The following is a 23,968-nucleotide window of genomic DNA, read 5'->3' as shown; positions in this document are numbered from 1 at the left end:
TTATTGAATTGTAGCCCGGATTAACGCTACGAAAGCTGGGGATTTTTTGTCGTCATCCCGAGTGAAGCGAGGGATCTTCCACTATAATGCCGTGCTATATCATGGGGATCTCTCATTTCACGTGGGATGACGCGCGTGGTGGTAAAAAAAAGTTTTTAATAAAAAAATGGTGTACGTTTTATGAATAATCTAAAAAAAGGCATAAGTAAGTTTATCTTTATGGGAAGATGGTTACAACTTCCTTTATATTTAGGCCTTATTCTAATACTGGCTGTTTATGTATATCGTTTTGTCCATGAATTATTTGAATTAATAATCCATCTCAATAACATTAATGATACACTCATTATGCTTGGTGTGCTGGACTTAATTGATGTAGTGATGATTGCCAATCTTCTCATTATGGTTGTTTTGGGGGGATATGAAACCTTTGTTTCGCCCCTTGCTCTTGACTCACATCCGGACCAACCCGAATGGCTCGATCATCTTGATGCAGGAGCTATGAAAGTAAAGCTTGCTCTTTCATTAATTGGCATATCATCGATTCATCTATTGAGAACATTTATTGATCCCAATAAACTCAGTAACTTCTCAGTAATGTGGCAAGTTATCATTCATTTAACATTACTTGTTTCAGCCTTAGCAATTGCATTAACCAATAAAATGCTGGCGACAAGCAAAACACATTAATAGATAAACTTGTCGCTTGATACTTGAAATTCTTTAATTCAGCATACGTTATATGTTCAGAAGAGCATCCTGGGCAAAATCAAGTACGTTTTCGCATAAATCAATTCCTAAAACTTGTGCGCCCCTGCTTAAAAAAATCTGCTTATCCTTTAGAGAACCACGACCTATATTAATAATTTGCAGATGATGAGAAAGTACTCTGATAAGTTTTTCTCTTGATGCAAGAGGTGCTCTCTCTGCCACATTGCGCGCAAATGCCACCGCTGTTGCCTCCTAACTTGCTGTGTAGAGTACATTAATTGCTCTTCATTCCAATTGCTCATACAGTACTGAGTAGCGCCCAAACGCTCTATTGCTTAAATTGCAATCATGCTCATATTTTATTCAATTAATTAATATTTTGTTAATAATTGATGCGTATAATGCAGGATAAAAGTGATTTTATAATTTGGTATGGATGCCTCGTATGTCAGAAAATATGAGGTTATTTAAATGTTCTCTAAAAAAGAAACACAACAACAAACTACTACAACACCGCAAGTTAAATCCGATCAAGTTAAAACAGAATATCATGTTGCAGTCTGTGTCAAAGATACTAATCAAGAAAATGGCCCAGGACACGTAACAGCAATGCTTATTAAGAAAAAAGAAGGTAAGACAGAAATTCGTACTACGAGTTTTTATCCTGGATTCTTCGGAAGTATTATAAATGGAATGAGCTTCGGCTCGATCCCTGTGTCAGGACAACTTGCCCCAGATCATAAGCAAGATGTAGAAGAAGCAACTCATATTTTGACTACTTCAGTAAGTAAAGAACAATTTAAAAGTGCAAAAAAGGGTCAAAATGAATTTAGTAAAGATGTAACAAATGGTCATTCGACCTACTCTGTTTTTGGTGATGCCAATCCATTAGTGAATGGATTTAAACATCTACTTCACGGAGGTGCAGGCTCACAAAGAGTAATAGAAAAATCTAAGAAGGAAACGGGTAGTTATCCCTCAGAAGATATATGTGGTTTCCATGTGTATGATGACAATCATCCAGAAGTTCCCAAAATTAAAGTAGATAATTGCGCTAGTTCGGTAACCCATGTTATCAAAAGTGCAGGTTATAATTTTGAAAATCCTACAATCCCAACTTTATTTACTCCGGCGTTAGAAAAACACGGTTTTACAAAAGTAGATAAAGCAACATTTATAAAAGAACATTGCAGCGACTTCAAATTATAATATCAAATCGATGCACACCATATTTAGTAAAACATTAAATATGGTGCGCAATTAATACCCACTTGATTTAAAATTTAATACCTGCCTATAATCTCTGTGCCGAATAGGTAATTTATCTAATAAAAGGATTGTTATGTTTTCATTTCTCAGATCTAAAAAAGTTGATAGTGCAAATACTTCCCTCTCTAATTCAAATCCCCAAAAAGATATGGAAAGTAGTACTACAAACTTAAACCCTGTTACTCCAATAAAAGAAACGAAATCAACGGAACCCCCAAAAAATACTTGGGTATTTATTTGGGATATGACAGCAAATAAAGTTGGCCATGCTGCAATACAAGTAGGCGGCTCAAAACCAAAAATGAAAGATGAAGATCCCGGCGAATATGCGAGTATTCATCCTGATACTATCCCATCCACAGGATTGACTGCTGTACTTCCCTTGCCAGCGCACATTGCTACCAATTTATCCGATGATATGGAAACCTTGGGCACATCTAATAACACAAACTTAGATACAGATAGACCGGTGCAGGTAAATCCAAGCCAAGATGCAAAACCATTACCCCCAGATCATGTTTATCAATATAAGAATTTAAATACTCCGGTAATGAGTGAACATATTAAGAAAACCGAAGAAAAAGTAAAAGCAGGTGAAGTAGGCTATCAACTACTACCCAATATTAATCTTGTTAAATTTTTTAAAGACAGCTCTGCTTTTGTCAATCAAGATCCAATTGACGTTGAATTGTATCGCAGAAGAGTTATGCAGGAAACCACTAATAATCCAGTATATAACTGTACCACACTGGTTAGTGAGATTTTAAATAAAGGTGGGTTACCCGTCAGTCACTCTAGTGTAAAACCATGGGGAATTACTCCAAATGGATTATCAAGTGAACTTAGCGACTCATCAGAAAGCAGTCAGGGTCCCAAAATTTAATATGTTCACAAAGGGTTTTCCATACATTAACTGGAAACCACTTAGAGTCCCAGAATCCTGGGGAATTTGCGACCAAGGGATCTCCTGAATATGGTACCTGTTTCAGAGGCTTCCTATATTACATCCAGGAGATCACTGAGTTTGTTTGCGGTGATAAAGTGAGCTATTACATTCATATAACTTTAATCAATCACTTAAAGCCTCTATTCTTGCAATTTTAAATGTGATACATCGTAAATTGTAATCGGTGACTGGATTCCTTTAACTTTGACTCGCAGATGCCCATTAATTTCGATATCATTTACAACTTCCTTATAAGTAGACTCAGAAATCAATATTTGACCGCCAAGACTGAGATCTTGAATTCGTGATGATAAATTAACGGATGATCCTATCGCGCTGTATTGCATTCGTTTTTTGGAACCCACATTCCCCACAACGGCAACCCCGGTATTAATCCCTATTCCCATTTCTAACTGCGGCAAATTTTTCTTTTTATTAGCCTGATTCAATTTTTTTAGGACCTGTTGCATTTCTAAAGCACAGGCTATCGCACGAAGGGAATCATTTCCGGAGGAATATGGTGCGCCAAAAATGACCATAATGGCATCACCAATAAACGCATCAACAATTCCTTGATATTTTTCTATGACCGGAACCATTTTACTGAAATAGTTATTTAAAAGAGAAACCAACGTTTCACCAGGAATTGCTTCAGATAAAGGAGTAAAATTTCTTAAATCGCTAAACATAACTGTTATTTTATTTTCATATCCTCCCAATTTTTGATGATGAGGGGATTTAAGAATGGTATTTACTACCTCATCTGACATATAAAAACTAAATACTTTACGAATTAACTTATTTCGTACTTCAAGTTGGCTTTTTATTTTTTGTAATAAAAAGTTTGTCTTACGGAGGCTTAACTGATCTTTGGCTATATGAGCTAAATTTAATAAAAGCTCTAATTGTTTTGAGTCTAATTGTTTTGGAGAAGTATCAGCCAAACAAAATGTACCCACATTATAACCCTGTGGATCGGTCAGAGGAACGCCTGCATAAAAACGAATATGAGGGGCCTGTTGTACTAGAGGGCTATTGGCAAATCGTTCATCATTTAATGCATCGTTAATAATTAATGGTTCATGTTTTTTTATTGTTACATTACAAAAAGAGATGTTTCTTGGGGTTTGTTTTACCTTTAAACCGTGGTGTGATTTAAGCCATTGCCTTTTTTCATCAAGAAACGCGATATAACAAATGGGGATATTAAATAAATCAATTGCAAGACGCACCAATCGATCATAACTTTCTTCGGGACCTGTATCCATAATTTTTAATGACTGAAGTGCATCAAGGCGTTTATTCTCATATTCTTTGGTATTTTCTATTTCTTTCAATTTCGATGCCATAGTAACTCTCTGTTTCTATTATCTAATATCATATTAGATGTACGGTACTAGTTCTCTATATAATCATTATAGATTAAATATGAACCACATTTTTTGCATTGGACATAATTCATGATACTATCCATTAAACCTAATTTTGGGCTTATTAAAATGTTCACAATGAAAAATAAGCAGGAGCATAGACGATTAAGTAAAGTTGACGACCATGGTGAATATGCACTATTTCCAGGAGTTACGGTGGTATCCGCCTGCTATCCTGAACATAAAGAATTTTGTGAAACTATCCATAAAGCCTTAAAAAATAATCCTTTGATTATGCAGCATTTTTCTCCCCTACCTGCCAATAGTTATCATATGACCACAATGAGTTTAGAAACGGAGCATCAAGTAGGCGCCATATGGGACCAATTTATTACTCATAACTTACCTCACTACAAAAAAATAAAACAAGCTCTTCAAAAAACACCCATTACCCCTTCTATTGAAAAGATGCAAGTCAACATTGGTCGGACTATATCCCTTGCTTTAAATTTATTCAGAGAGCATGTAGCACAAATTCAAGAAATAGCAGAAGCTTTGAGTATTGAAGAAACAATTCCCAAGATCTTTCACATTACATTGGCCTATTCACGATCTAATAAGATAATTTCTATAGAAGTTTCGGAACAACTTAAAGCGGAGATAACTAGAGAACTCAATGTAATTCTCGAAAAAACGATACTTCCATTAAAAATTGCTGAAGCCAAACTTTGCTATTTTAATGATATGAAGGCTTTTATTCCTTGGGATGCAGAACATAATCCATTTACCCAATCCAAACAACATGTACCCGATTACCTGCAAATTAATGAACAGAGTACAGAATATCTTCAAAAAGAAGCGCTACATGAGACGAGTTGTTCCACCTAAAAATCATTTCTGTTGAAATAAACATTTTGATCTTATATTGTTGCTTCCTAATACCATGAATTAGGGAGTTTTCATGAAAAATCATTCTGGGATATTTAGGTTAAGTGATTATGAGGTTCTTGAGTATCTCGTAAAACATGTAGATTTGGAGATTGATCTCTCTAAAAAACCGATTCAATCCAAAGCATTATTGACTATTGAGCCAAACCCCAAATCTTCATCTCACTCGGTTGATCTTGAGTTGGATGGAGAAAATATGCTCTTAGAATCAGTTTTACTCGATGGTAAAAAACTATCTCAAGAAGAGTATGAAATAACAAAAGACTCTATAATCATCAAAAACATCCCCCAAGGCCGCGCTTTTACACTCGAAACAGTGACTCGTTTAGGAGAAAATACGGATCTTTTCGGCTTATATGAAACAGAGGGAACAATTCTCGTTAAAGCTGAAACCGAAGGACTACGTCGTGTCCTTTATTGTCATGATCGGCCTGATAATTTAGCCACCTACAAAACAACAATTATTGCTAAAAAGGAAGACTATCCCGTATTACTTTCCAATGGTTCACTTATTGAACAAAAGAATCTCGATAATGGGTTACACAGCGTAACCTGGCTGGATAAAGTGCCTAAACCGAGTTATCTTTTTGCCTTGGTTGCGGGAAAATTACAAAAATCAGTGGCTTATTTCAAAACCCGCTCTCAGCGTGAATTACCGATTGAATTTTATGTGCCCCCTGCAGCTACCGCAAAATGTGATTTCGCTAAAGAAGTTTTAAAAGAAGCAATGCGTTGGGAAGAAGAGGTCTTTGATCTGGAATGTGAGTTACCACAACATATGGTAGCTGGAGTCGATAAATATGCTTCAGGTGCTTCAGAACCGACTGGATTAAACTTATTCAATACTGCAAATTTATTTGCCACACCCGAAACTCGAACTGATGCTGATTTTCTCCGTGTCTTAGAGGTTGTTGCTCATGAATATTTTCATTATTGGTCAGGTGATCGAGTAACCATACGCGAGTGGTTTAACTTGCCATTTAAAGAAGGTTTAACTACGTTTAGAGCAGCGATGTTTCGGGAGCGCTTATTTGGAACCGACTTAATTCGGATGTTAGACGGAAAAAATTTTGATGAGCGTGCCCCAAGGCAAAATACATACACCAATGTTAGAAGTCTATATACTGCCGCTGCTTATGAAAAAAGTGCTGATATTTTTCGCATGATGATGCTATTTCTTGGTGAAAAAAGTTTTTATGAAGGAATGACCCAATTTTTAAAAACTAATGATGGTGGTGCCGTAACTTTGGAAGATGTATTGGAGTCATTGAGTGAATCAACAGGTAAAGATATGCGCTCTTTCTTGTCCTGGTTTACTGAATCCGGTATTCCTCAATTAATGGTTACTGATGAATATGATGAGAAAGCAAAATGTTATACTTTGAAATTTAAAACCCAAGATGGGAAAGGTAGGCCGATACCTGTTGTGTTCGGATTACTGGCTAAAGATGGAAAAGAAATTCAAGGTGATACAACGATAATAATTGATAAGCCTGAAATGAAATTTCACTTCAATCATCTTGATTCACGCCCTACTCCGTCATTATTACGCAGCTTTTCGGCTCCAGTTCAACTTGAATTTGCATATGATTCAGAACAGTTACTTCAATTAATGCAACATGACAGCAATTTATATAATCGTTGCGAGGCAGCAAATAAATTGATCACCAAGATGGTTAAGGAATATTGCTTGGGTAATTCTCTTAAATTCACCCCTGAATTTTTTAACACCTATCGAAAATTAATCCTGGAGGCATCTAGTTCATTAAATCATTGGGTTTTGGCCGAACTCATATCCATACCTCCAGAAGAAATTTTATTTTCCAATCTGCAAGACCAGGATTTTGAAAAAATTGCAGAAGCACGTCGACTTATTCAAGTCCAGCTTGCAAAAGAATTAAAGAACGATATTTTGTTAATGCAAAAAAATCTAGATAAATTACCTGCATCCAACAACTCACCTTTTAAATCATTTGATATCGTCTCTGCGGGGATACGACGCTTAAAGCATGTTTGTCATACTTATTTAATTTCTGTACAGCCTGAAAAAACAGAGAGTTCTTTAATAGAACAATTCAATAGTTCCTTAGGTAAAAACATGACTGATTGCCTCTCTGCACTTATTTTGCTTGTAAACAATAATTGCAGCCAATCAAGCGCCCTCTTACAACGTTTTTATGATTACTGGCAAGGTGATGCGGGAGCTGTTAATTATTGGTTTAATGTGCAGACAGCAGCACATTCGGAGCATGTTGTAAAACTTGTGGAACAGTTAATGCAACATCCCGCTTTTGATTTATCTAATCCCAATAAAGTATATGCTTTACTGGGCACATTTATTAAAAATCCTTATGGTTTTCATGCAACTTCGGGAAAAGGCTATCAATTAATCGTTGACGTCATCCTAAAATTGGAAAAAATTAATCCAACATTAGCTGCTCGCGTAGCTGAAGAATTCAATGGTTGGGAGAAGTACGATAAGAAAAGACAACAAATGATGTTAAGTCAATTGGAATTCATGAGCATTAATGCAACAACTGATGATGTGAGAAACATGGCAAAAAAGGGGTTGGACAAGCGGAAAGCTGATCCACCTATTCCCATACAACATATGTTTTTTTGTTCTTCAACCTCAGCAAATCCAGGGACTTTGAATAAAGAAGAAGAAAAAACTTATTCGTACGATAATTAGCTGTGAGTAAAAAACACTCTTTACCTTAACTTCTCTCTGCAGGGGAGAAACAATCCGCAAGACAGATAACGGGGATGATTGTGTCACCCTCACCAAAGCACCCCTCCTACAAGCCGGAGGGGACTCCTTTGAAGATCTTATAATTTTAAAAGAACTTCGGCACAACACTCAGGGGCAGTTTTCTTATCTAATCCCAATTCATCTTTACTTCGCTCTTGTTGCCGTTTTGCAGTAAAAAAAGCCGATATACTGCTAGAAAAATATTTTTCCGGAAGATATGGTTTCCCAAAATGAGTATAAGCTGGTTTTCCCTCTAATACCCCCTGATTTAATAAAGCTCCAGGAACAGCCTGAGCTACATACTCAGCAGCTGCGGCAGCTTCATTACCATTGACATTGGCCCGTATAAAAAGATGCTCAAATTCAGGATTAATTACAGTCAATTCAGGTTTTTTAAGTTTTTCAAATAAACTACTCGTCAAAATAATTTTAAATTGATTCTTACATGCATCTTGATGTTTTTTACAAACCTCAAGTATTTCTATTAAATAAGCATCGAGATTTTCAATACCAGGGTGTAGACCAAGACGTACTTCCATATTAGGATGCTTGGGAAGTACATCAAGTAAACCATTTACAAAAGTACTATCAATTGCCACAGGCTGGGTGGTACTACTCACAAAAGCGAATGAATTTCCTTCAGTAATTTGCAAAGTTTTTCGCGTCTTCTGGATCCGATCTCGTTCTGCATCGAATCTCTGTGCAAGTTCTGTATCATTCACTTCCGGTTTTATGGCAAGCGCATTGTCAATACTTAGATGACCAATAATATGTATTTTACTTTTATCTTTAATTTCGAAGTCTGCTACAGCCTTCTCCAATGGCAAAGCCCATTGTACATTTGGCTTGTTTTTTAGAGTAGGTAAAAAATCCCATAAGTTATGGTTATCAGGCTTAAACATAAACTCATAAGCCATAAGTACAGGCACATCCTCTAATGCCGCTGCGATTTGAAAAGGAACTTTATTGCTCACCGAGGGAACACCACAATATACTTGCTGAACCTTCTCTGTTTGCAAGTATTTTATTATCCTATTAAGTTGCTCTTCATTGCAGGAACTTACTGCAAAAGAGTTATTTTCAGTAGTAATTAATTCGGGCAATGATATTTTAGTGGATACTAAATTTGAATTAAAGACAGCGACTCGATCCTGTGCTGTTTTAGTTAATGAAATCAGTAAAACCTCATGCTTACCGTGAGACTCTAGGACTCTGATCGTATTTAATGCTAAATCAGTATCTCCAGCACTACTAATAAAAAAAGCAAGTTTCATATCGTTTGTTGATTAGGATATTAAATGAACAATGATATCAAATAATAGTTTGAAAGTCCTTAATCTGAGCTTGTATTTGCGTCAATGAGTTGAACTAGTCAAGTTTTCGGCACTTAAGCATACCCAGGGGACAAAGTATCATTTAATTCAATTGTCTTTAAAAAAACCAAGTGCATTTGCAATTTTTTTATTCATAAAACGTTTAGGTAATAACATGGGCAATATCCAATCGGTGAAGAGATTAGGAACCAAAACATAACTCGATTTAGGATGTGGGTTAGATAAAATTTTATTTACAAGCTCACCTACTTTTTTGGCAGGTAAAGCAGATAGTTCCAGTTTATGATAAATATAGCTTTTAAATTTTAGAAGAGACTTCGCATAAATAGACTGACTCAGCTTATCCTCATTGACTTGATCTTCATTTTTATGCCAAATGGGAGTGTCAACCATTCCCGGTCTAATCAGTACTACATCAATACCAGAAATCATCAGCTCAATACGCAAAGTATCTGAAAATGCTTCCACTCCATATTTTGAAATAGAATAGGGACCAAAAAAAGGTCTGCAAATTTTACCGGATATAGATCCTATGTTGATGATTTTACCCGGGGCTCCATCCAGCGTTTTATCGCCTCCAAGCAAAGAGATGAACTCTTGAGTTACCCTAATTTGCCCAATCACATTTACTTCAAATTGACGACGAAACTCATCAAGCGGCATTTCGGTCAAAGGACCAACAACAGCAATTCCTGCATTATTAATTAATCCCCAAAGTTTTTTTCCTCGTAACTGTTTACGAACTTCTTGTGCTGCTTTTTTTACTGCCAATTCATCGGTTATATCAAACAAAAGAGGAACAAAAAGAGTACCCAGCTCTTCTTTAATCCTTAATGCATCATCTTCATTGCGAACACTTCCAAAAACACGAATATTGTGAGTAACTAACTCTTGAGCAATGGCAAATCCAATTCCAGATGAAACACCAGTAATCAGAGCAGATCGCATCTTTTAAGCTCCTTTGCTTGCTTTAATCTCAATTAAATGATTAGTGGGGAAGATTTAAGCGTTTTGCTTTTATCGAAGAAATATCTGTATGTTGTAAGCACTCTATTTTTATGCATTAAACCAATTTTTTCCATCTGCTGATGCATTTTAGGATTAACTTCACCAATCCATTTCATTTCATACTCCGTATACCTAAATTTTGGAGATTTATTTATTTTCTTTAATAATTCGATAGTTAAGTAAACAGTAATTCCTGTTTTTTGAAACTCTGGGATGATAGCATAAATTAAACCCATTATTTTGTTACAGGGTTTAAAATGTTTCAAACAAAACAGTTTCACAATTTGCACAATACCAAACTTCCCATTTAAATATTTAATTAATTGATTTAAATCTGGAATAGAAAACAATGCAGCTATTGGACGCTGTTGATATTGAGCTAATAAAACCATTGGATTATCGCCCAATAGCAGCATTTTTCTTAGCAGATCAACTACTAGATCAAACTCAACTTGTCCATTAGGCCCTAAATCCAGTTTATCTATATATAGCATCTCTGTAAAATCATAAGAAAATTTTTTGAAGTTATTTGTATCAATATGTTGAATCGAAAAGTCAGGATTATTTTCATATTCAGAATGGATTTTATACCAGATGGGTTTTAAGGATGTATCTAAAGCGATGCTATAACCTAATTGATGATAAAACTCTTGAAATCCGTAGGCTTCAAACAATTCTTGATAATAAGGTAAATTATAATTCGTAAGGTACGGTGGGTTCTGAAAACCCTCAACCAGTAATCCCCACCATCGGTCTTGTTCTCCGAAATTTATCGGCCCATCCATGGCTTCAATTCCTTGGAATTGAAGCCAGTCTTTTGCCGCATCAAAAAGTATTTTTGCAGCTTGATGATCGTAAATGCAGTCAAAAAAACCTATTCCCCCTACTAAATAATTATCCGCAATAACTTGATATTGTAAATTAATAAACGCTGCAATTCGGCCCACTAGCTCACCCCGTGTATCACGTAAAATCCAACGTTGAATCCACCCATGTCGAAATGTATTATTCCGTTGTGGATCAAATACATCATCGATGTCTTTATTCAAGGGACGGATGTAATCAGCATTATTTTTGTTTATTTTGACATTGACTCGAATAAAATCCTTGGCATCTTTAGTGGTCTGGACTCTGGCTAACTTAAATTGGCCCATAATTATCTCCCTTTAAAAATAAGGAGGCGGACCTATTCAAAATAAAAGAATAAATCTTATGGAAAAAAACAGTACAACCTCTGAATATTAATTTGCAGGCTGTTTTTGCTGCAAAGAATACAAGTTGAACATAAACTTTGTTAACAGAATACGGGTGTTCTGTGAATACAGTCTTCATCACATGTCACATGCCCATACATTACATATAAGATGAGTATAGTTGATATTTATGACTTTGTTATCTAAAAGAAAATTAAGAGTTCAGTATGAGAAAATCGAGCCCTATGCGAGCTCGAATATGTAGTTCTTTTGCAGTTTTAGCTATTCATGGTCAGGGTGCACAACAAAAATACCCGGTGCGTTCCGCAAGTATTCGTTATAATCCATTCCATAACCAAAAATATAATGATCTTCTACTTGTAAACCTACAAAATCAGCCTTTTGAAGACCATTTACAACACGCTTCCTATATTTATCAACCAAAACTGCACTATATACTTTTTCCGCGCCAAGTTTTTTTACTTCATCAATAATTGCAGCTAATGTGATGCCACCGTCGAGAATATCATCAACTACAAGAACAGTTCTTCCCTTTAAATTAGCCGAAGGCTTTGCTTTCCACACGATATCGCCTCCCGTTGTCTCGCCCTGATAACGGGTTGCATGGACATAGTCTACTTCTAACGGAAAGTCCAAGCGTGGCAATAAATTGCCTAAAAGAACTAAGCCCCCTACCATAACACAAAGAAGGACTGGATTTTGCTCTTGCAATTCTTTATGTATATTTATCGCCATACGATCAAGAGCGGCTTCAACTTCATTTGTAGTAAACAAGCAAGTTGACTTCTCATACACTTTTTTAATTTTATCTGGAATAGTCATTATTTGAATCCTTGGGACAAAGAGTGGGATATAAGGGAGCGTTCATTTAATCTTTTATTTTTCCTGTGCCTGGAAAAGGGCTAACTTTACTTCCATAACCTGGATTATCTTTAACTTTAGCTGTTCCTTGTTTTGTCACTTCATCAATACGATAAATTGAATGCATGGGGATGAATGTCCGCTTTACGCCGTTAAATTCAATTTTTAATCGTTCTTCAGAAGGGTCAACAACCAATGCAGTTTGTTCACCAAACACCAGTTCTTCAACCTCGAGAAACCCAAACATTTCACTTTCTTTAATGGAGCGTGCATAAATTTCATAAATTGCTTCTTGATTAGCAAAAGTGACTCTGAATATTGTTTTTTTATTCATAAAATTAACCTGTTCTTATGACAAAGCGAAGTATACAAAAATAAAGGGACACTGTTCAAATTAAATTAACAGGAGTTAATTAGAGTTTGAGCTCGCATTTCATCCGATAAATGCTAACCTTTAAATTATTAAGAGCTTATTGGAATAATATACTATGACACAAAATAAGCAGGAACAACCTATCCAATTTAATGAAATGATTTTTTTTCAAAATCTAGTTCCCGGCAAACAGCAATCTCCTTTAATTGATCATTATCGTTCCAATGTTCTTGATGAGGAAAAAGATGAGAATATAAAACAGCAGCGAAATGCGTTACTGATGGAGTTCCCTCCTATTCTTTCTTTTCGCGATGAGCAACAGAAAAAAAAATTCTATGATGATGAGGCAAAAAAATGTCAACAATTTTGTTGTGGTGGTATGAACCCATTGAGTGCTGCATTTATAAGTGACATTGCCTTTGTCCCTAAAGATGATTATGTGTATTCTTCTGGAAATGGTGAATTGTATCAGGGAAGCCAAAAAGAAATAGGCAGCGCAATAAAAGAAGGTATTAGTCAAATACCTTTTGGCAGTTCAGGTCAAGAAAAATTAATGGATAGTTTAAAAACATTCAACGAAACAGTCACGCAAAGAAGTCAATCGACTGGCTCCATAGAAACAGAATCTCCTACTTTAGGAGAGATAAAAAGCCCAAATCCGTTTGATATGACATCGAAACCCAAGGATCAGAAGTAACATTCCATGTAAATGACCACTCTGGATCAAGGGATGATCCTGGCATCAACTTTTTATCGTTCGCTCAAGTTTTTGATCTTCTATGTGACCGATTTATAAATCATTTGATTTTATCTGATCGACGCAAATTAGGTACTTGGGAAGAAAAAATAACAGGCTGCAAGGGGGCCTGATAATCTTTTATTGGCTCCTCAACTGGTTTATATTGCAAATTAGGTTGTATAGCCTGATATTTTTGAGCAATATAGCAATAAAATCCTGAGGGTAATGGCCAAAGCATCTTGCCTATTTCATCCAGAAAAGTAAATTTTTTAATTAGTGATGCGTTATTGACTGGCGGGATATAACAAAAATTACTTAAAGAATACTGTCTATACCCTCTTTGCAAAAAAATTCGATTGATGTTAAATGGGGTTCTCATTTTAACTTTTTGATCGCTATAACAATGTAGTAATCCAGTTTTTATTGCCCCACCCCAAAGGCTCCAAGGATTAATACTTAATAAAACAACAAAACCCATGGGATTAAGAACGCGATCGATTTCATCGATCAGACTCAAACTATTACTGAAAGGCTCCAGGGTAAGTGGGACAATAATACAATCCACACTATTACGGTCGAGTGGAAGTTGATTTAAAGCACATTTAATTTGCACTTTATGAGCCAATAAAAAAGGAGAAGCAATCCATTTATGAGTGTAATTGAATTTTTTTAACCAAATGTTATCGCCGCAATTTCCTAATTGCAGTAATGTATCGCCATGTGAATAATCACTTTCAGATTCAAGATTAACTAAAAACTCATGTGCAGCAAAAAGCCCCAGGGGTGATTGAAACCATTTATTCAGGGCGCGATATTGTTTTAATTGTCGTTCAATCAACAAAATAATGCCTTTTAAAATAGTGAATCCTGAATTAAACTACAATACAACGAGTTTCTCATACATACAATCCATTTTCTTTTTTTGAACTTAAATATCTTCTGCTGAGGCTGTTGACAACTCATAATAATGAGTCAAAATGGCCTGGATAGTCGAATTGTCTATAGACACTATTTAAATTAAGGATATGATTGTTTTAGTATTGTTTTCGTCCAACCTGCGCAACGTAAGCAATAATGTTGACTGAAACACGTGATTTTATTAAATGGATTAACTATAGTTAATATTATTATGAGCTGATAGAAGCCTATGTTAGGAACGGATGAATTCAAATTACATGGAATAGGACAGCTATTTGTTCTTGAAAAGTTGTTAGATAGAGCTCAAGCTGTCGAATTCTGCAAACAAGCAGCTGCAGAAAAAATCTCTTTGGTTCAATATCTTGTAAAAAATAATATTTTATCAGCCACACAAATTGCACTTGCAGCGTCGCGAAATTTTGGCGTTCCCATACTTGATCTTGACTGCATTGAAGTCGATTCTATCCCCACTAGTCTGGTTAATGAGAAATTAATTCGTCGACATTCAATGGTTCCCTTATTTTACCGAGGCAACAATTTATACCTAGCAACAGAAGATCCAAGTATCCAAGCGTCTTTAAAAGAAATTCAATTCCATACTGGGCTCAATACGCATGCAATTGTCGTAGAGGCTGATAAGCTGAGCGCGCTAATTGATCACTTACTCACATTGCAGGAAACTCAGGGTTTATCGGAGTTTGTTGGTGGCGATAGTGATGAATTTGATGGACTTATCATTAATGATGAAGAAGAGCATGAAACAAATATTGCAACGTCACTCACCGAAGATGCTCCCATTGTAAAATTCGTCAATAAAATACTTCTTGATGCCATTAAACAAGGAGCATCCGACATACATTTTGAACCCTACGAGAAAGAATATCGAATACGCTATCGGCAAGATGGTATTTTACACGAAATTGCCACACCGCCAGGAAGTTTGGCTACGCGAATTACGGCGCGCATAAAAATCATGTCCAACCTAGATATTTCAGAAAGGCGAATACCTCAGGATGGGGGGTTTAAAATGAAAATATCCAAAACCCGATCCATCGATTTTCGCGTAAGCACCTGCCCTACTACTTCAGGTGAAAAAGTGGTTATGCGTATCTTAGATCCTGGCTCAGCAAAACTTGGTATTGAGGCTTTAGGCTTTAGCCCGATCCAAAAAGAACATTTTGTCCATTCAATTGAACGTCCTCAAGGGATGATCCTTGTAACAGGCCCCACCGGTAGTGGTAAAACGGTAACCTTGTATACCGCCTTAAATATACTTAATACTAAAGAGGTTAATATCTCCACAGCTGAAGACCCCGTTGAAATTAAAGTGCCAGGGATCAATCAGGTTAATATTAATCCCAAAGCAGGTTTAACCTTTTCAAACGCGTTACGATCATTTTTACGTCAAGACCCTGACATCATCATGGTTGGTGAGATACGTGATTTGGAAACCGCGGAAATAGCAGTTAAAGCAGCGCAAACGGGACACTTGGTACTCTCAACATTGCATACAAACAGTGCAGCTGAAACCCTTAATCGTTTGGTTAACATGGGAATCGCGACATTTAATGTAGCCAGTTCAGTAACACTTATTATTGCACAACGCTTAGCTCGAAAATTATGCGAACATTGTAAAGTATTGAGAGATGACGTCAATAAACCAGGTTTGTTGGAATTAGGTTTTACCGAGGCAGATATAGAAGGGATTAAATTATACAAAGCTGGAGGATGTCCTAAATGTAACAATGGATACCGCGGTAGAATAGGATTATTTGAAGTATTACCTATGACCAAAACACTTGGACAGGTCATCATGTCCGGAGGGAATTCATTAGATATATTAAAGATTGCTCAGGATGAAGGCATGATTACTGTTTATCAATCTGGGCTTGAGAAGGTAAAACAAGGTATTACAACTATAGAGGAAGTCAATCGGGTAACCGTTGATTAACTGCGCAAAAAATGAAAAAAAATGCCAATACCACCTTAACTTTTCATTACACAGGTGTTAATAAAGCGGCTCAAAAAATAAATGGCGATATCGACGCCAGAAGTCTTGCTTTAGCTAAAGTAGAATTACGCAGACAGGGAATTATCGTAAGCAAAATTGCTAAAAAACGCGCCCCTCTCTTCAATTTTAAAAGCAAGAAAATTAAGTCAGGTGATATCACGGTATTTAGTCGCCAACTCGCTACAATGATAGAATCCGGGATACCGTTAGTGCAATCCTTTGATATTGTTGCAAAAGGACAGACAAATAAACGACTTAAAGAATTAATTGAAAACATTAAACTTGATGTTGAAACAGGGTTAACTCTCTCAGAAGCATTGATGAAACATCCTGCCTATTTTAACGAATTATTTTGCAATTTGGTGGAAGCTGGAGAAAAGTCAGGTTCTCTAGATATCATGCTCGATAAAGTCGCCACATACAAAGAAAAAATAGAAACCATAAAAAAGAAAATTAAAAAGGCGTTAACTTACCCTATGGCCGTCATGGTTGTCGCTCTGATTGTTACGACCGGCTTACTTATTTTTGTTGTTCCTCAGTTTGAATCCCTATTTAAAGGTTTTGGTGCTGATCTACCTGCTATGACCCAAGCAGTAGTGAGCATGTCCAAATTCTTTCAATCCTATTGGTATTTAATTTTTGGCGCATTGGGCGGAGGGGTTTACGCTTTTATTTATGCAGAAAAACACTCCCCTCAATTTGCACAAAATGTGGATAGAACCTTATTAAAGCTACCTGTTATTGGGCCTATTATTGAGAAAGCTGCAATCGCTCGATTTTCAAGAACACTGTCGATTACTTTCGCTGCAGGTTTGCCTTTAGTTGAGGCACTTAAATCGGTGGCAGGGGCGACAGGAAATATAATTTTCGCCAAAGCCACTGATCAAATTAGAGAAGAGGTATCAACCGGTCAACAAATGAATAAGGCCATGGAAAACACTCAATTATTCCCCAACATGGTAATCCAGATGGTAGCCATTGGAGAAGAGTCAGGTGCTTTAGAAAAAATGTTAAGTAAGGTTGCTGATTTTTATGAAGAAGATGTGGATAATGCTGTCGATTCACTGAGTAGTTTATTAGAACCTGTTATTATGGTTGTTTTGGGTGTCTTGGTAGGTGGACTTGTGGTTGCAATGTATTTACCCATCTTCAAACTGGGATCTGCAATATAAGACCCTCTTTAGTCCCAATAGTTTTGTAGCCTGGGTGCAGCGCAGCAGAAACCGGGTTCTTTAATATGAGTTTTCCGGGTTCCGCTGCGCTGCACCCTGGCTACATTTTAAATGGAATTATTTAATGATATATGACTTAATCATCAATCATTCTTGGTTTATGTATGTCGTAGTTGTCTTGTTTTCTCTTGCTGTGGGTAGTTTACTTAATGTTATTATTTATCGCCTACCCATTATGTTGGAAAGTGAATGGAAGCAACAATATAATGAGCTAGCGGGTATCAAGGAAGAGGAACAAAGACCGATTAATTTATTTTTTCCAAGATCATTTTGCCCTTCATGTAAAACCATGGTTAAGGCCTGGCAAAATATACCTATTTTAAGTTATTTATTTTTGCGCGGGCGCTGTTATCAATGTAAAAGTCCTATTTCTATTCGCTATCCTTTAATCGAACTAGGCACAATGATTCTTTCCATATACGCGAGCTGGCATTTTGGTTTTACGTTGCAACTCATTTTTGTATTGATTGCGATTTGGATCTTAATCTGTCTAATTTTCATTGATTTAGATCATCAAATTTTACCAGACAGCCTGACTTTAAGCTTGTTATGGATAGGACTTATTGCCAATACAGAAAATCTATTTGCCCCCCTGCCTCAAGCAGTGCTCAGTGCAGCAGGAGCTTATATAGGACTATGGTTATTTATAAAAATATTTTATTTATGTACTGGTAAGATTGGCATGGGCAATGGCGATTTTAAATTGTTTGCTGCCTTTGGAGCTTGGTTTGGTTGGGTATTTTTGCCGTTAATTCTTCTTCTTTCTTCAATTAGTGGTACAATTATTGGTTTATTGTATTTGCATTTACAAAATAAATCCAAAGATACCACGATTCCTTTTGGTCCTTTTTTATGTATCAGTGGATTAATTTCTTTATTCTGGGGGCATAGTATCGTGAACTGGTATCTGCATCTTTGGATGTAAGATGGCAATCAGTTCCAAGATATGTCTGAACATTGAATAAATGGTACCCAATACGGCTGTTCCCTAATACAGAGTGCCCTTTGAAAGAAGATGAATAACAGGATTCATAAATGCCCTATCAAGTTATTTTATTTGACTTAGACGACACACTTATCGATTTTGCATACTCCCAACGAGCGGGCTTAAAAAATATATATGAACTATATTACTCATCAGTTGAATATCCCATTTTTGAGCACCTTTATAAAGAAATTAATACCCATCTATGGAATCAAGTTGGCGCTAAAAGCAATGCGCTTACCCCACGCGAAGTAAGATTGTTACGGTTTATACAATTAAATCAAAAACTTCCTAGTTCTGCTTCTGCGGAAGAAATAGCGGCAGAATATGATTTAAATCTTAGCGTACATGCTCAGTGGATACCCAATGTTAAAACTGCCATTGAGTTTTTACATCAAAAAGGTCATATTTTAGGCATAATTACCAATGGTTACGTTGAACAGCAGGGAAAAAAGCAGCAACGCCTTCAACTCAATAATTGGTTTGACTGTTATATTGTCTCTGATGAAGTGGGTGTTGCAAAACCCAATGTAGAAATATTTAATATTGCCCTGCAAGAAATTACGAACAAGCACAAACTCTCAATTAACAAACGCTCCATATTAATGGTCGGTGACTCCATGGTTAACGATGGGTACGGAGCACGAAATTTTGGGATTGATTATTGCTTTATTAATAATCAATCATTAGATAACATGTCTCTAGAGGCTCCAGTTAAATACCACATCCGTTCAGTTGCGCATTTACCTGCATGCATAGGATACGACACGGAATATCAGCAATTTTTAAAATCATCTGTGAGTGAGGAAGTAGGCGTATAATTCTAAGGGATGGATATGGATATTAATTTAATAGTATTTGCTGCGCCAATATTTCTTATTTTAATCGGTATCGAATTGTTATTTAAATCAGAAACTTATCAATTCAACGACTCCATCAATAATTTCAGTGCGGGTATCTTTGAGCAAATTGCTACGGTGCCAGCAAGAGGACTCATAATTTTCGGTTATTATTATATCTATGAACATAGTGCTTTTTTTTCTATTAACCCGCACTTTATTGGTTCTTGGATTATACTTTGGCTCAGCGTGGATTTTTGTTACTACTGGTACCATCGGACAAGTCACCGGTGCAATTTCTTTTGGATAGGACACTCTGTTCATCATCAAAGTGAGCGTTTTAATTTATCAGTTGCCCTAAGGCAAGGCTATTGGCAAACCCTTACATCCTGGATTTTTTATCTCCCTTTAGCCTTCATTGGTTTTCCGACTTGGATGTTTTTAATCGTTTCTTCTTGTAATACCATTTATCAGTTTTGGATTCATACTCAATCAATCTGCAAAATGGGATGGTTTGAAACACTCTTCAATACCCCTTCTCATCATAGAGTACATCATGGTAAAAACCCACAATATATAGATAAAAACTACGCAGGAAGTTTAATTATTTGGGATAAACTGTTTGGAACTTTCGAGCCAGAAAATATTCCTCCTGAGTATGGAGTTACTGAACCTTTAGACTCATGGAACCCTTTTTATGCAAATATTAAAGTCATTAAGGATGTATTGTATTATGGAAAAAACCTGAAAAATAAGCTGGATATCATTCGTGCTTTTTTTATGCCTCCGGAGTGGATAATAAATCGCTTGCAACAAGAGAATAACAACATCCCTAAACGAATTGTTCAGCAAAAAAATTGCAAATCACCTAAATGTTACATGTTATTTAACACCGCTCTTGCAATCGTCTTATATGCCTATCTTTCATTAATATTCACATTGAATTCATTGAATTCATGGCTTCTTGGAGTTTTTATATTATTTACGCTTTATATTCTGGGGGCGGTCTCCAATGGAAAACAAAAAATTTTAATCACTGAGATAATGCGTTCGATTTTAATCTTATTTATTTTGATTACATCAAAAATGCATCTTTTTTTATCTTTAAGCTTAATGATATTGTTTTTATTCATTAATCTAAGCTTGTTCTATTTTGAGTTTCTCAAAAATCAGCAGTATACCAGCTCCGTTTCAGCATAAATAAAAGGATTAACTCGCTCAACTCAACCGAATAGAGCTTTTATATACTATACTAAAAACAGTTAATAAAATATTTAACATTTGTTTTCCTGCGGTCAATTCGTAGTTCGATGGGGTAAAGATAAAGTGCGTTTTACCAAAAAGTACTTTATTTACGAGGTAAAAACTAAAAAGGCTATTATTTTAGGAGACCTCTATGAGAGTTGGCGAATACTGTAACCGGGATGTAGTGGTTATCAATGGCAATGAATCGGTAAAAAACGCTGCAGAGCTCATGCGTACCTACCATGTCGGAGATTTAGTTTTAGTTGAAGAACATAATAACCGAAAAATACCAGTAGGCATTGTTACCGATCGTGATTTAGTCATTGAAGTTATGGCAGCAGGCGTTCAACCAGAGTCATTATTAGTCCAAGATATTCTCACCGATCCTTTTAGCTGTGTTTTTGAAAATGATAGTCTTTTTGATGCGCTAGAAATAATGCATTCCAAAAAAATTCGTCGCTTACCTGTTATCAATGAAAACAAAACGCTTATAGGCATAATTACCTTAGATGATCTTATTGAAGTTCTGACTGAAACAATGACCCATATAGTTGACGTAGTTAAGCTTCAACAAAAAAAAGAAGCGAGACAAAGAACATAGCTTTAAAAAACGATATTGATGTCTGTGATATAAGGAGCAAGCAATGAACAATTCAGTACATTTTCCTATAAAAATTGTATTCAATAATCTAAGGCACTCTCGAGCTATTGAGGGCAATGTTCGTAAGCATGCTGAAAAATTAGGAACGTATTGTGATCGAATTATGAGTTGTAACGTAGGAATTGAAACGCATCGACATCATAATAAAGGGAAAATTTATCATATACGTATCGATCTTTCGGTTCCCAATGCGGAACTGGTAGTCAATCGTGATCTTGCAGATAATCATGCGCATGAAGACGTCTATGTTGCAATAAGAGATGCTTTTCTTGCCATGACCCGACAACTTAAGAAATATGTTGACAAACAGCGAGGAAAAGTAAAATACCACGAGCTACCACCAGTAGGACTAATTCGCGAAATCGCACCTGTTGCGGATTACGGTTTTATTGAAACCATTGATGGAAGAAGACTCCGTTTTACCAGTAAAAGTGTCATCGATTATGATTTCAATAAATTAGAAGTCGGAAAAAAAGTTCTGTTTGTTGAAGCCAAAAGCAACGATGGTCCCGCAGCGAGCACTGTTTACGTACAATAATTAACTTTGATGGAAAAGACATTCTGTCTTTTCCATCAAAAATCTTAAATTTTTATCTTGCATGTACTATCTCAGGCCATACCACCATCGATTCCGAGCACTTTTCCTGTAATATAAGATGCCTTATCTGAAGCCAAAAAGACAATCGTTTGAGCGACTTCGTCAGGAAGACCTGCACGTTTTAGAGGCACCCTCTCGAGAAAAGCTGCTCTATTTTCGTCAGTGCCTGTAAAACGCTCAAACATATCGGTACTAATCGGGCCAGGAGCAACTGCGTTGACGCGAACATGAGCTGCAGCGGCCTCAAGTGCGGCGACTTTTGTAAACCCTTCAACTGCATGCTTTGTTGCACAATAAATCGAAGCACCTGGCACTCCGGTGTGACCGGCGATTGATGAAAGATTAATAATACATCCAGAACCTTGTTCCATCATCACTTTGAGCTCATATTTAAGGCACAAAAAGACACCTAGTACGTTTGTGTCAAACGTAGCCTGATAGTTTTCCAAAGTCTCATCAATAATCGAAACCGGTTGTCCCTCTGTGCCAGCATTATTCACCGCAACGTCCAAATGCCCAAATCGTTTTATTGCAGTGTCTATAAGGGATTTTACTTCTTCTTCATAACGAACGTCAGCTCGAATGAATACCACATCAACTCCACTCGCACCTAGCTCTTTTGCTAAAGACTCCCCTATTTCATTTTTACGACCAGAGATTACGATATTTGCACCTTCTTGTGCAAAAGCAAAAGCAGTTGCCCTACCAATTCCAGCAAGAGCACCTGTAATTAGAACCGTTTTCTTTTTCATGTTAAATTCCCTTTTAATGAAAACCTCATTGCATCGAGTATAGTACAAATAAATTCAAAGTCTCAGTACCTGATGGATTATTCTATTTTACTAAATAGTACTCGTTTCCCATAAAGCCTTGATGGTAAGATACCGCTTTTTTAATCCAGTTTTAGGTTCAACTCATGGAAAACAAAATTGCTGCAATTTATGTCACCAAACCCGAGTTTCTTTCACTGCTTTCAGAAGAGCTAGGTGATGTTACAAAAATTGCAGAAGATTTGCTCAGTTCCCCCAATAAAAAATTGGATGTCTGTTTTGCACAAGATATTTGGTTAGATCCCCAGGTAGTTACATTTCAATCCATTTCTGAAGCGGTAAAAATTCTTCGCCAAGCGGGAAAATTCTGGTACTTACATCCCATTTCTCATATAAGACGCTCTCGATTAATTGAAGAACAATTACGTTCCATTCCAGAGCTCATGCGTCATTTCCCCCTGGAGTCTGAGATTCCCCCCATTGGTGCTTTCAGTTTACTGGATAAAAACACTTTGATTTATAGCGCCACACGCCAAAAAAAATGGCCTCAAGGAACATGCTATTTTATTGAAGATAAAATCAATCCTCCAAACCGTGCTTATTTAAAACTCTGGGAAGCACTCACTCTTCTTGAAAAACATCCAAAATCAGGAGATAAAGTTCTGGATTTAGGCGCTTCTCCCGGAGGATGGACTTACGTCATGCAATCATTAGGTGCCTCAGTCACTGCTGTTGATAAGGCTTTATTAGATCCTAAAATAGCCAAGCTGCCTAACATAAACTACGTACAACAAAGTGCTTTTGCTATAGACCCTGCCCAAATGGAGCAAAACTATGATTGGGTTTTATCGGATGTTGCATGTTACCCTGATCGTGCTTATGCACTCATTATGAAATGGATAGAGTCTGGAAAAGCGAAGCAGATGATTTTTACGATTAAACTACAAGGCAAAGTGGAGTTATCTACAATAAAACTATTCCAAATAATACCCAACTCATTTATCACGAACCTGTTTTATAACAAACATGAAGCAACGTTTTTTTATCCTTATCATAAATAACAACAGAATTTCATCACAAAACACTTTGTTCATATTTTTTTAAGGAAAATCAACTAAACTATATATAAATAGGGTGTTCAAATAGTTATTCGAGATAAATATATGTCTGGCTCTCAAGAAAAA

The 23,968-nt window shown here is 36.3% G+C and carries 23 protein-coding genes; 14 read left to right on the top strand and 9 right to left on the bottom strand.

Annotated elements, in window-relative coordinates:
* The first annotated feature begins 180 nt into the window (after positions 1 to 180).
* The 3 genes from EL022_RS10900 (at position 181) to EL022_RS10890 (ending at position 2,863) form a co-directional block, all read left to right on the top strand.
* Positions 181 to 690, top strand: a complete 510-nt coding sequence (locus EL022_RS10900) for a TIGR00645 family protein (protein ID WP_028380548.1) — start codon at positions 181 to 183, stop codon at positions 688 to 690.
* Between the two features lie 492 nt (positions 691 to 1,182).
* Positions 1,183 to 1,920 (top strand): hypothetical protein, encoded by a 738-nt coding sequence (locus EL022_RS10895; protein WP_028380550.1) that lies wholly within the window; start codon positions 1,183 to 1,185, stop codon positions 1,918 to 1,920.
* Positions 1,921 to 2,053: 133 nt separating this feature from the next.
* Complete coding sequence (locus EL022_RS10890) at positions 2,054 to 2,863, top strand: hypothetical protein (protein ID WP_028380551.1); 810 nt, start codon at positions 2,054 to 2,056, stop codon at positions 2,861 to 2,863.
* A 203-nt stretch (positions 2,864 to 3,066) separates the two neighbouring features.
* Here the strand turns inward: EL022_RS10890 and EL022_RS10885 are convergent, their stop codons facing one another.
* Positions 3,067 to 4,275, bottom strand: coding sequence for an adenylate/guanylate cyclase domain-containing protein (locus EL022_RS10885; RefSeq protein ID WP_028380552.1), 1,209 nt, complete (start codon positions 4,273 to 4,275; stop codon positions 3,067 to 3,069).
* A 159-nt stretch (positions 4,276 to 4,434) separates the two neighbouring features.
* On the opposite strand from EL022_RS10885, the gene EL022_RS10880 reads away from it, so the two are divergent.
* Complete coding sequence (locus EL022_RS10880; RefSeq protein ID WP_241972167.1) at positions 4,435 to 5,184, top strand: DUF1868 domain-containing protein; 750 nt, start codon at positions 4,435 to 4,437, stop codon at positions 5,182 to 5,184.
* A gap of 73 nt (positions 5,185 to 5,257) precedes the next feature.
* On the top strand, positions 5,258 to 7,936 hold the full coding sequence (pepN, locus tag EL022_RS10875) for an aminopeptidase N (protein WP_028380554.1): 2,679 nt from the start codon (positions 5,258 to 5,260) through the stop codon (positions 7,934 to 7,936).
* A 137-nt stretch (positions 7,937 to 8,073) separates the two neighbouring features.
* Here the strand turns inward: pepN and EL022_RS10870 are convergent, their stop codons facing one another.
* From EL022_RS10870 to EL022_RS10850, 6 genes are all read right to left on the bottom strand, one after another.
* Positions 8,074 to 9,270 carry a hypothetical protein gene (locus EL022_RS10870; protein WP_028380555.1) on the bottom strand — a complete coding sequence of 399 codons (1,197 nt, stop codon included), beginning with the start codon at positions 9,268 to 9,270 and terminating at the stop codon, positions 8,074 to 8,076.
* A 147-nt stretch (positions 9,271 to 9,417) separates the two neighbouring features.
* The gene (locus EL022_RS10865; RefSeq protein WP_028380556.1) at positions 9,418 to 10,278 is read right to left on the bottom strand and encodes an SDR family NAD(P)-dependent oxidoreductase; all 861 of its coding nucleotides are present in this window, start codon (positions 10,276 to 10,278) and stop codon (positions 9,418 to 9,420) included.
* A 32-nt stretch (positions 10,279 to 10,310) separates the two neighbouring features.
* Positions 10,311 to 11,492, bottom strand: coding sequence for a hypothetical protein (locus tag EL022_RS10860; protein WP_035900468.1), 1,182 nt, complete (start codon positions 11,490 to 11,492; stop codon positions 10,311 to 10,313).
* The gene (locus EL022_RS16790; RefSeq protein WP_420324325.1) at positions 11,479 to 11,670 is read right to left on the bottom strand and encodes a DUF6356 family protein; all 192 of its coding nucleotides are present in this window, start codon (positions 11,668 to 11,670) and stop codon (positions 11,479 to 11,481) included. Before EL022_RS16790 ends, EL022_RS10860 begins: the two co-directional genes overlap by 14 nt.
* Positions 11,671 to 11,813: 143 nt before the next feature.
* Positions 11,814 to 12,374, bottom strand: a complete 561-nt coding sequence (locus tag EL022_RS10855; protein WP_028380558.1) for a hypoxanthine-guanine phosphoribosyltransferase — start codon at positions 12,372 to 12,374, stop codon at positions 11,814 to 11,816.
* A gap of 46 nt (positions 12,375 to 12,420) precedes the next feature.
* On the bottom strand, positions 12,421 to 12,747 hold the full coding sequence (locus EL022_RS10850) for a DUF1820 family protein (RefSeq protein WP_028380559.1): 327 nt from the start codon (positions 12,745 to 12,747) through the stop codon (positions 12,421 to 12,423).
* A 154-nt stretch (positions 12,748 to 12,901) separates the two neighbouring features.
* Here EL022_RS10850 and EL022_RS10845 point away from each other — a divergent pair, with 154 nt between their 5' ends.
* On the top strand, positions 12,902 to 13,483 hold the full coding sequence (locus EL022_RS10845; protein ID WP_028380560.1) for a hypothetical protein: 582 nt from the start codon (positions 12,902 to 12,904) through the stop codon (positions 13,481 to 13,483).
* 100 nt (positions 13,484 to 13,583) lie between these two features.
* On the opposite strand, the gene EL022_RS10840 is transcribed toward EL022_RS10845, so the two are convergent.
* Positions 13,584 to 14,366 (bottom strand): methyltransferase domain-containing protein, encoded by a 783-nt coding sequence (locus EL022_RS10840; RefSeq protein WP_028380561.1) that lies wholly within the window; start codon positions 14,364 to 14,366, stop codon positions 13,584 to 13,586.
* Positions 14,367 to 14,672: 306 nt separating this feature from the next.
* Here EL022_RS10840 and pilB point away from each other — a divergent pair, with 306 nt between their 5' ends.
* From pilB to EL022_RS10805, 7 genes are all read left to right on the top strand, one after another.
* Positions 14,673 to 16,394 (top strand): type IV-A pilus assembly ATPase PilB, encoded by a 1,722-nt coding sequence (gene pilB / locus EL022_RS10835; RefSeq protein WP_028380562.1) that lies wholly within the window; start codon positions 14,673 to 14,675, stop codon positions 16,392 to 16,394.
* Between the two features lie 11 nt (positions 16,395 to 16,405).
* Positions 16,406 to 17,626 carry a type II secretion system F family protein gene (locus EL022_RS10830; protein ID WP_028380563.1) on the top strand — a complete coding sequence of 407 codons (1,221 nt, stop codon included), beginning with the start codon at positions 16,406 to 16,408 and terminating at the stop codon, positions 17,624 to 17,626.
* Positions 17,627 to 17,750: 124 nt separating this feature from the next.
* A complete protein-coding gene (locus tag EL022_RS10825; protein ID WP_028380564.1) occupies positions 17,751 to 18,611 on the top strand; it encodes a prepilin peptidase in 861 nt (286 codons plus the stop codon).
* A 110-nt stretch (positions 18,612 to 18,721) separates the two neighbouring features.
* The gene (locus EL022_RS10820) at positions 18,722 to 19,492 is read left to right on the top strand and encodes an HAD family hydrolase (RefSeq protein ID WP_028380565.1); all 771 of its coding nucleotides are present in this window, start codon (positions 18,722 to 18,724) and stop codon (positions 19,490 to 19,492) included.
* 15 nt (positions 19,493 to 19,507) lie between these two features.
* Positions 19,508 to 20,710, top strand: coding sequence for a sterol desaturase family protein (locus EL022_RS10815; RefSeq protein ID WP_028380566.1), 1,203 nt, complete (start codon positions 19,508 to 19,510; stop codon positions 20,708 to 20,710).
* 196 nt (positions 20,711 to 20,906) lie between these two features.
* Complete coding sequence (locus EL022_RS10810; RefSeq protein WP_028380567.1) at positions 20,907 to 21,356, top strand: CBS domain-containing protein; 450 nt, start codon at positions 20,907 to 20,909, stop codon at positions 21,354 to 21,356.
* Between the two features lie 43 nt (positions 21,357 to 21,399).
* Positions 21,400 to 21,954, top strand: coding sequence for an HPF/RaiA family ribosome-associated protein (locus EL022_RS10805; protein WP_028380568.1), 555 nt, complete (start codon positions 21,400 to 21,402; stop codon positions 21,952 to 21,954).
* Positions 21,955 to 22,025: 71 nt separating this feature from the next.
* Here EL022_RS10805 and EL022_RS10800 read toward each other — a convergent pair whose 3' ends face one another.
* A complete protein-coding gene (locus EL022_RS10800; protein WP_028380569.1) occupies positions 22,026 to 22,766 on the bottom strand; it encodes an SDR family NAD(P)-dependent oxidoreductase in 741 nt (246 codons plus the stop codon).
* A 164-nt stretch (positions 22,767 to 22,930) separates the two neighbouring features.
* On the opposite strand from EL022_RS10800, the gene EL022_RS10795 reads away from it, so the two are divergent.
* Complete coding sequence (locus tag EL022_RS10795) at positions 22,931 to 23,845, top strand: SAM-dependent methyltransferase (protein ID WP_028380570.1); 915 nt, start codon at positions 22,931 to 22,933, stop codon at positions 23,843 to 23,845.
* The last annotated feature ends 123 nt before the right edge of the window (positions 23,846 to 23,968 follow it).

It is taken from the genome of Legionella cherrii (assembly GCF_900635815.1).
In the GTDB taxonomy this organism is placed as follows: Bacteria; Pseudomonadota; Gammaproteobacteria; order Legionellales; family Legionellaceae; genus Legionella; species Legionella cherrii.
Note: the sequence above shows the minus strand (reverse complement) of the source record. Positions and strands in the feature narration are given on the sequence as shown.

Bases quoted from the DNA above. Each gene is read 5' to 3' on its own strand.
- EL022_RS10900 (WP_028380548.1), top strand. From the start codon at position 181: ATGAATAATCTAAAAAAAGGCATAAGTAAGTTTATCTTTATGGGAAGA.
- EL022_RS10895 (WP_028380550.1), top strand. From the start codon at position 1,183: ATGTTCTCTAAAAAAGAAACACAACAACAAACTACTACAACACCGCAA.
- EL022_RS10890 (WP_028380551.1), top strand. From the start codon at position 2,054: ATGTTTTCATTTCTCAGATCTAAAAAAGTTGATAGTGCAAATACTTCC.
- EL022_RS10885 (WP_028380552.1), bottom strand. From the start codon at position 4,275: ATGGCATCGAAATTGAAAGAAATAGAAAATACCAAAGAATATGAGAAT.
- EL022_RS10880 (WP_241972167.1), top strand. From the start codon at position 4,435: ATGAAAAATAAGCAGGAGCATAGACGATTAAGTAAAGTTGACGACCAT.
- pepN (WP_028380554.1), top strand. From the start codon at position 5,258: ATGAAAAATCATTCTGGGATATTTAGGTTAAGTGATTATGAGGTTCTT.
- EL022_RS10870 (WP_028380555.1), bottom strand. From the start codon at position 9,270: ATGAAACTTGCTTTTTTTATTAGTAGTGCTGGAGATACTGATTTAGCA.
- EL022_RS10865 (WP_028380556.1), bottom strand. From the start codon at position 10,278: ATGCGATCTGCTCTGATTACTGGTGTTTCATCTGGAATTGGATTTGCC.
- EL022_RS10860 (WP_035900468.1), bottom strand. From the start codon at position 11,492: ATGGGCCAATTTAAGTTAGCCAGAGTCCAGACCACTAAAGATGCCAAG.
- EL022_RS16790 (WP_420324325.1), bottom strand. From the start codon at position 11,670: ATGAAGACTGTATTCACAGAACACCCGTATTCTGTTAACAAAGTTTAT.
- EL022_RS10855 (WP_028380558.1), bottom strand. From the start codon at position 12,374: ATGACTATTCCAGATAAAATTAAAAAAGTGTATGAGAAGTCAACTTGC.
- EL022_RS10850 (WP_028380559.1), bottom strand. From the start codon at position 12,747: ATGAATAAAAAAACAATATTCAGAGTCACTTTTGCTAATCAAGAAGCA.
- EL022_RS10845 (WP_028380560.1), top strand. From the start codon at position 12,902: ATGACACAAAATAAGCAGGAACAACCTATCCAATTTAATGAAATGATT.
- pilB (WP_028380562.1), top strand. From the start codon at position 14,673: ATGTTAGGAACGGATGAATTCAAATTACATGGAATAGGACAGCTATTT.
- EL022_RS10830 (WP_028380563.1), top strand. From the start codon at position 16,406: ATGAAAAAAAATGCCAATACCACCTTAACTTTTCATTACACAGGTGTT.
- EL022_RS10825 (WP_028380564.1), top strand. From the start codon at position 17,751: ATGATATATGACTTAATCATCAATCATTCTTGGTTTATGTATGTCGTA.
- EL022_RS10820 (WP_028380565.1), top strand. From the start codon at position 18,722: ATGCCCTATCAAGTTATTTTATTTGACTTAGACGACACACTTATCGAT.
- EL022_RS10815 (WP_028380566.1), top strand. From the start codon at position 19,508: ATGGATATTAATTTAATAGTATTTGCTGCGCCAATATTTCTTATTTTA.
- EL022_RS10810 (WP_028380567.1), top strand. From the start codon at position 20,907: ATGAGAGTTGGCGAATACTGTAACCGGGATGTAGTGGTTATCAATGGC.
- EL022_RS10805 (WP_028380568.1), top strand. From the start codon at position 21,400: ATGAACAATTCAGTACATTTTCCTATAAAAATTGTATTCAATAATCTA.
- EL022_RS10800 (WP_028380569.1), bottom strand. From the start codon at position 22,766: ATGAAAAAGAAAACGGTTCTAATTACAGGTGCTCTTGCTGGAATTGGT.
- EL022_RS10795 (WP_028380570.1), top strand. From the start codon at position 22,931: ATGGAAAACAAAATTGCTGCAATTTATGTCACCAAACCCGAGTTTCTT.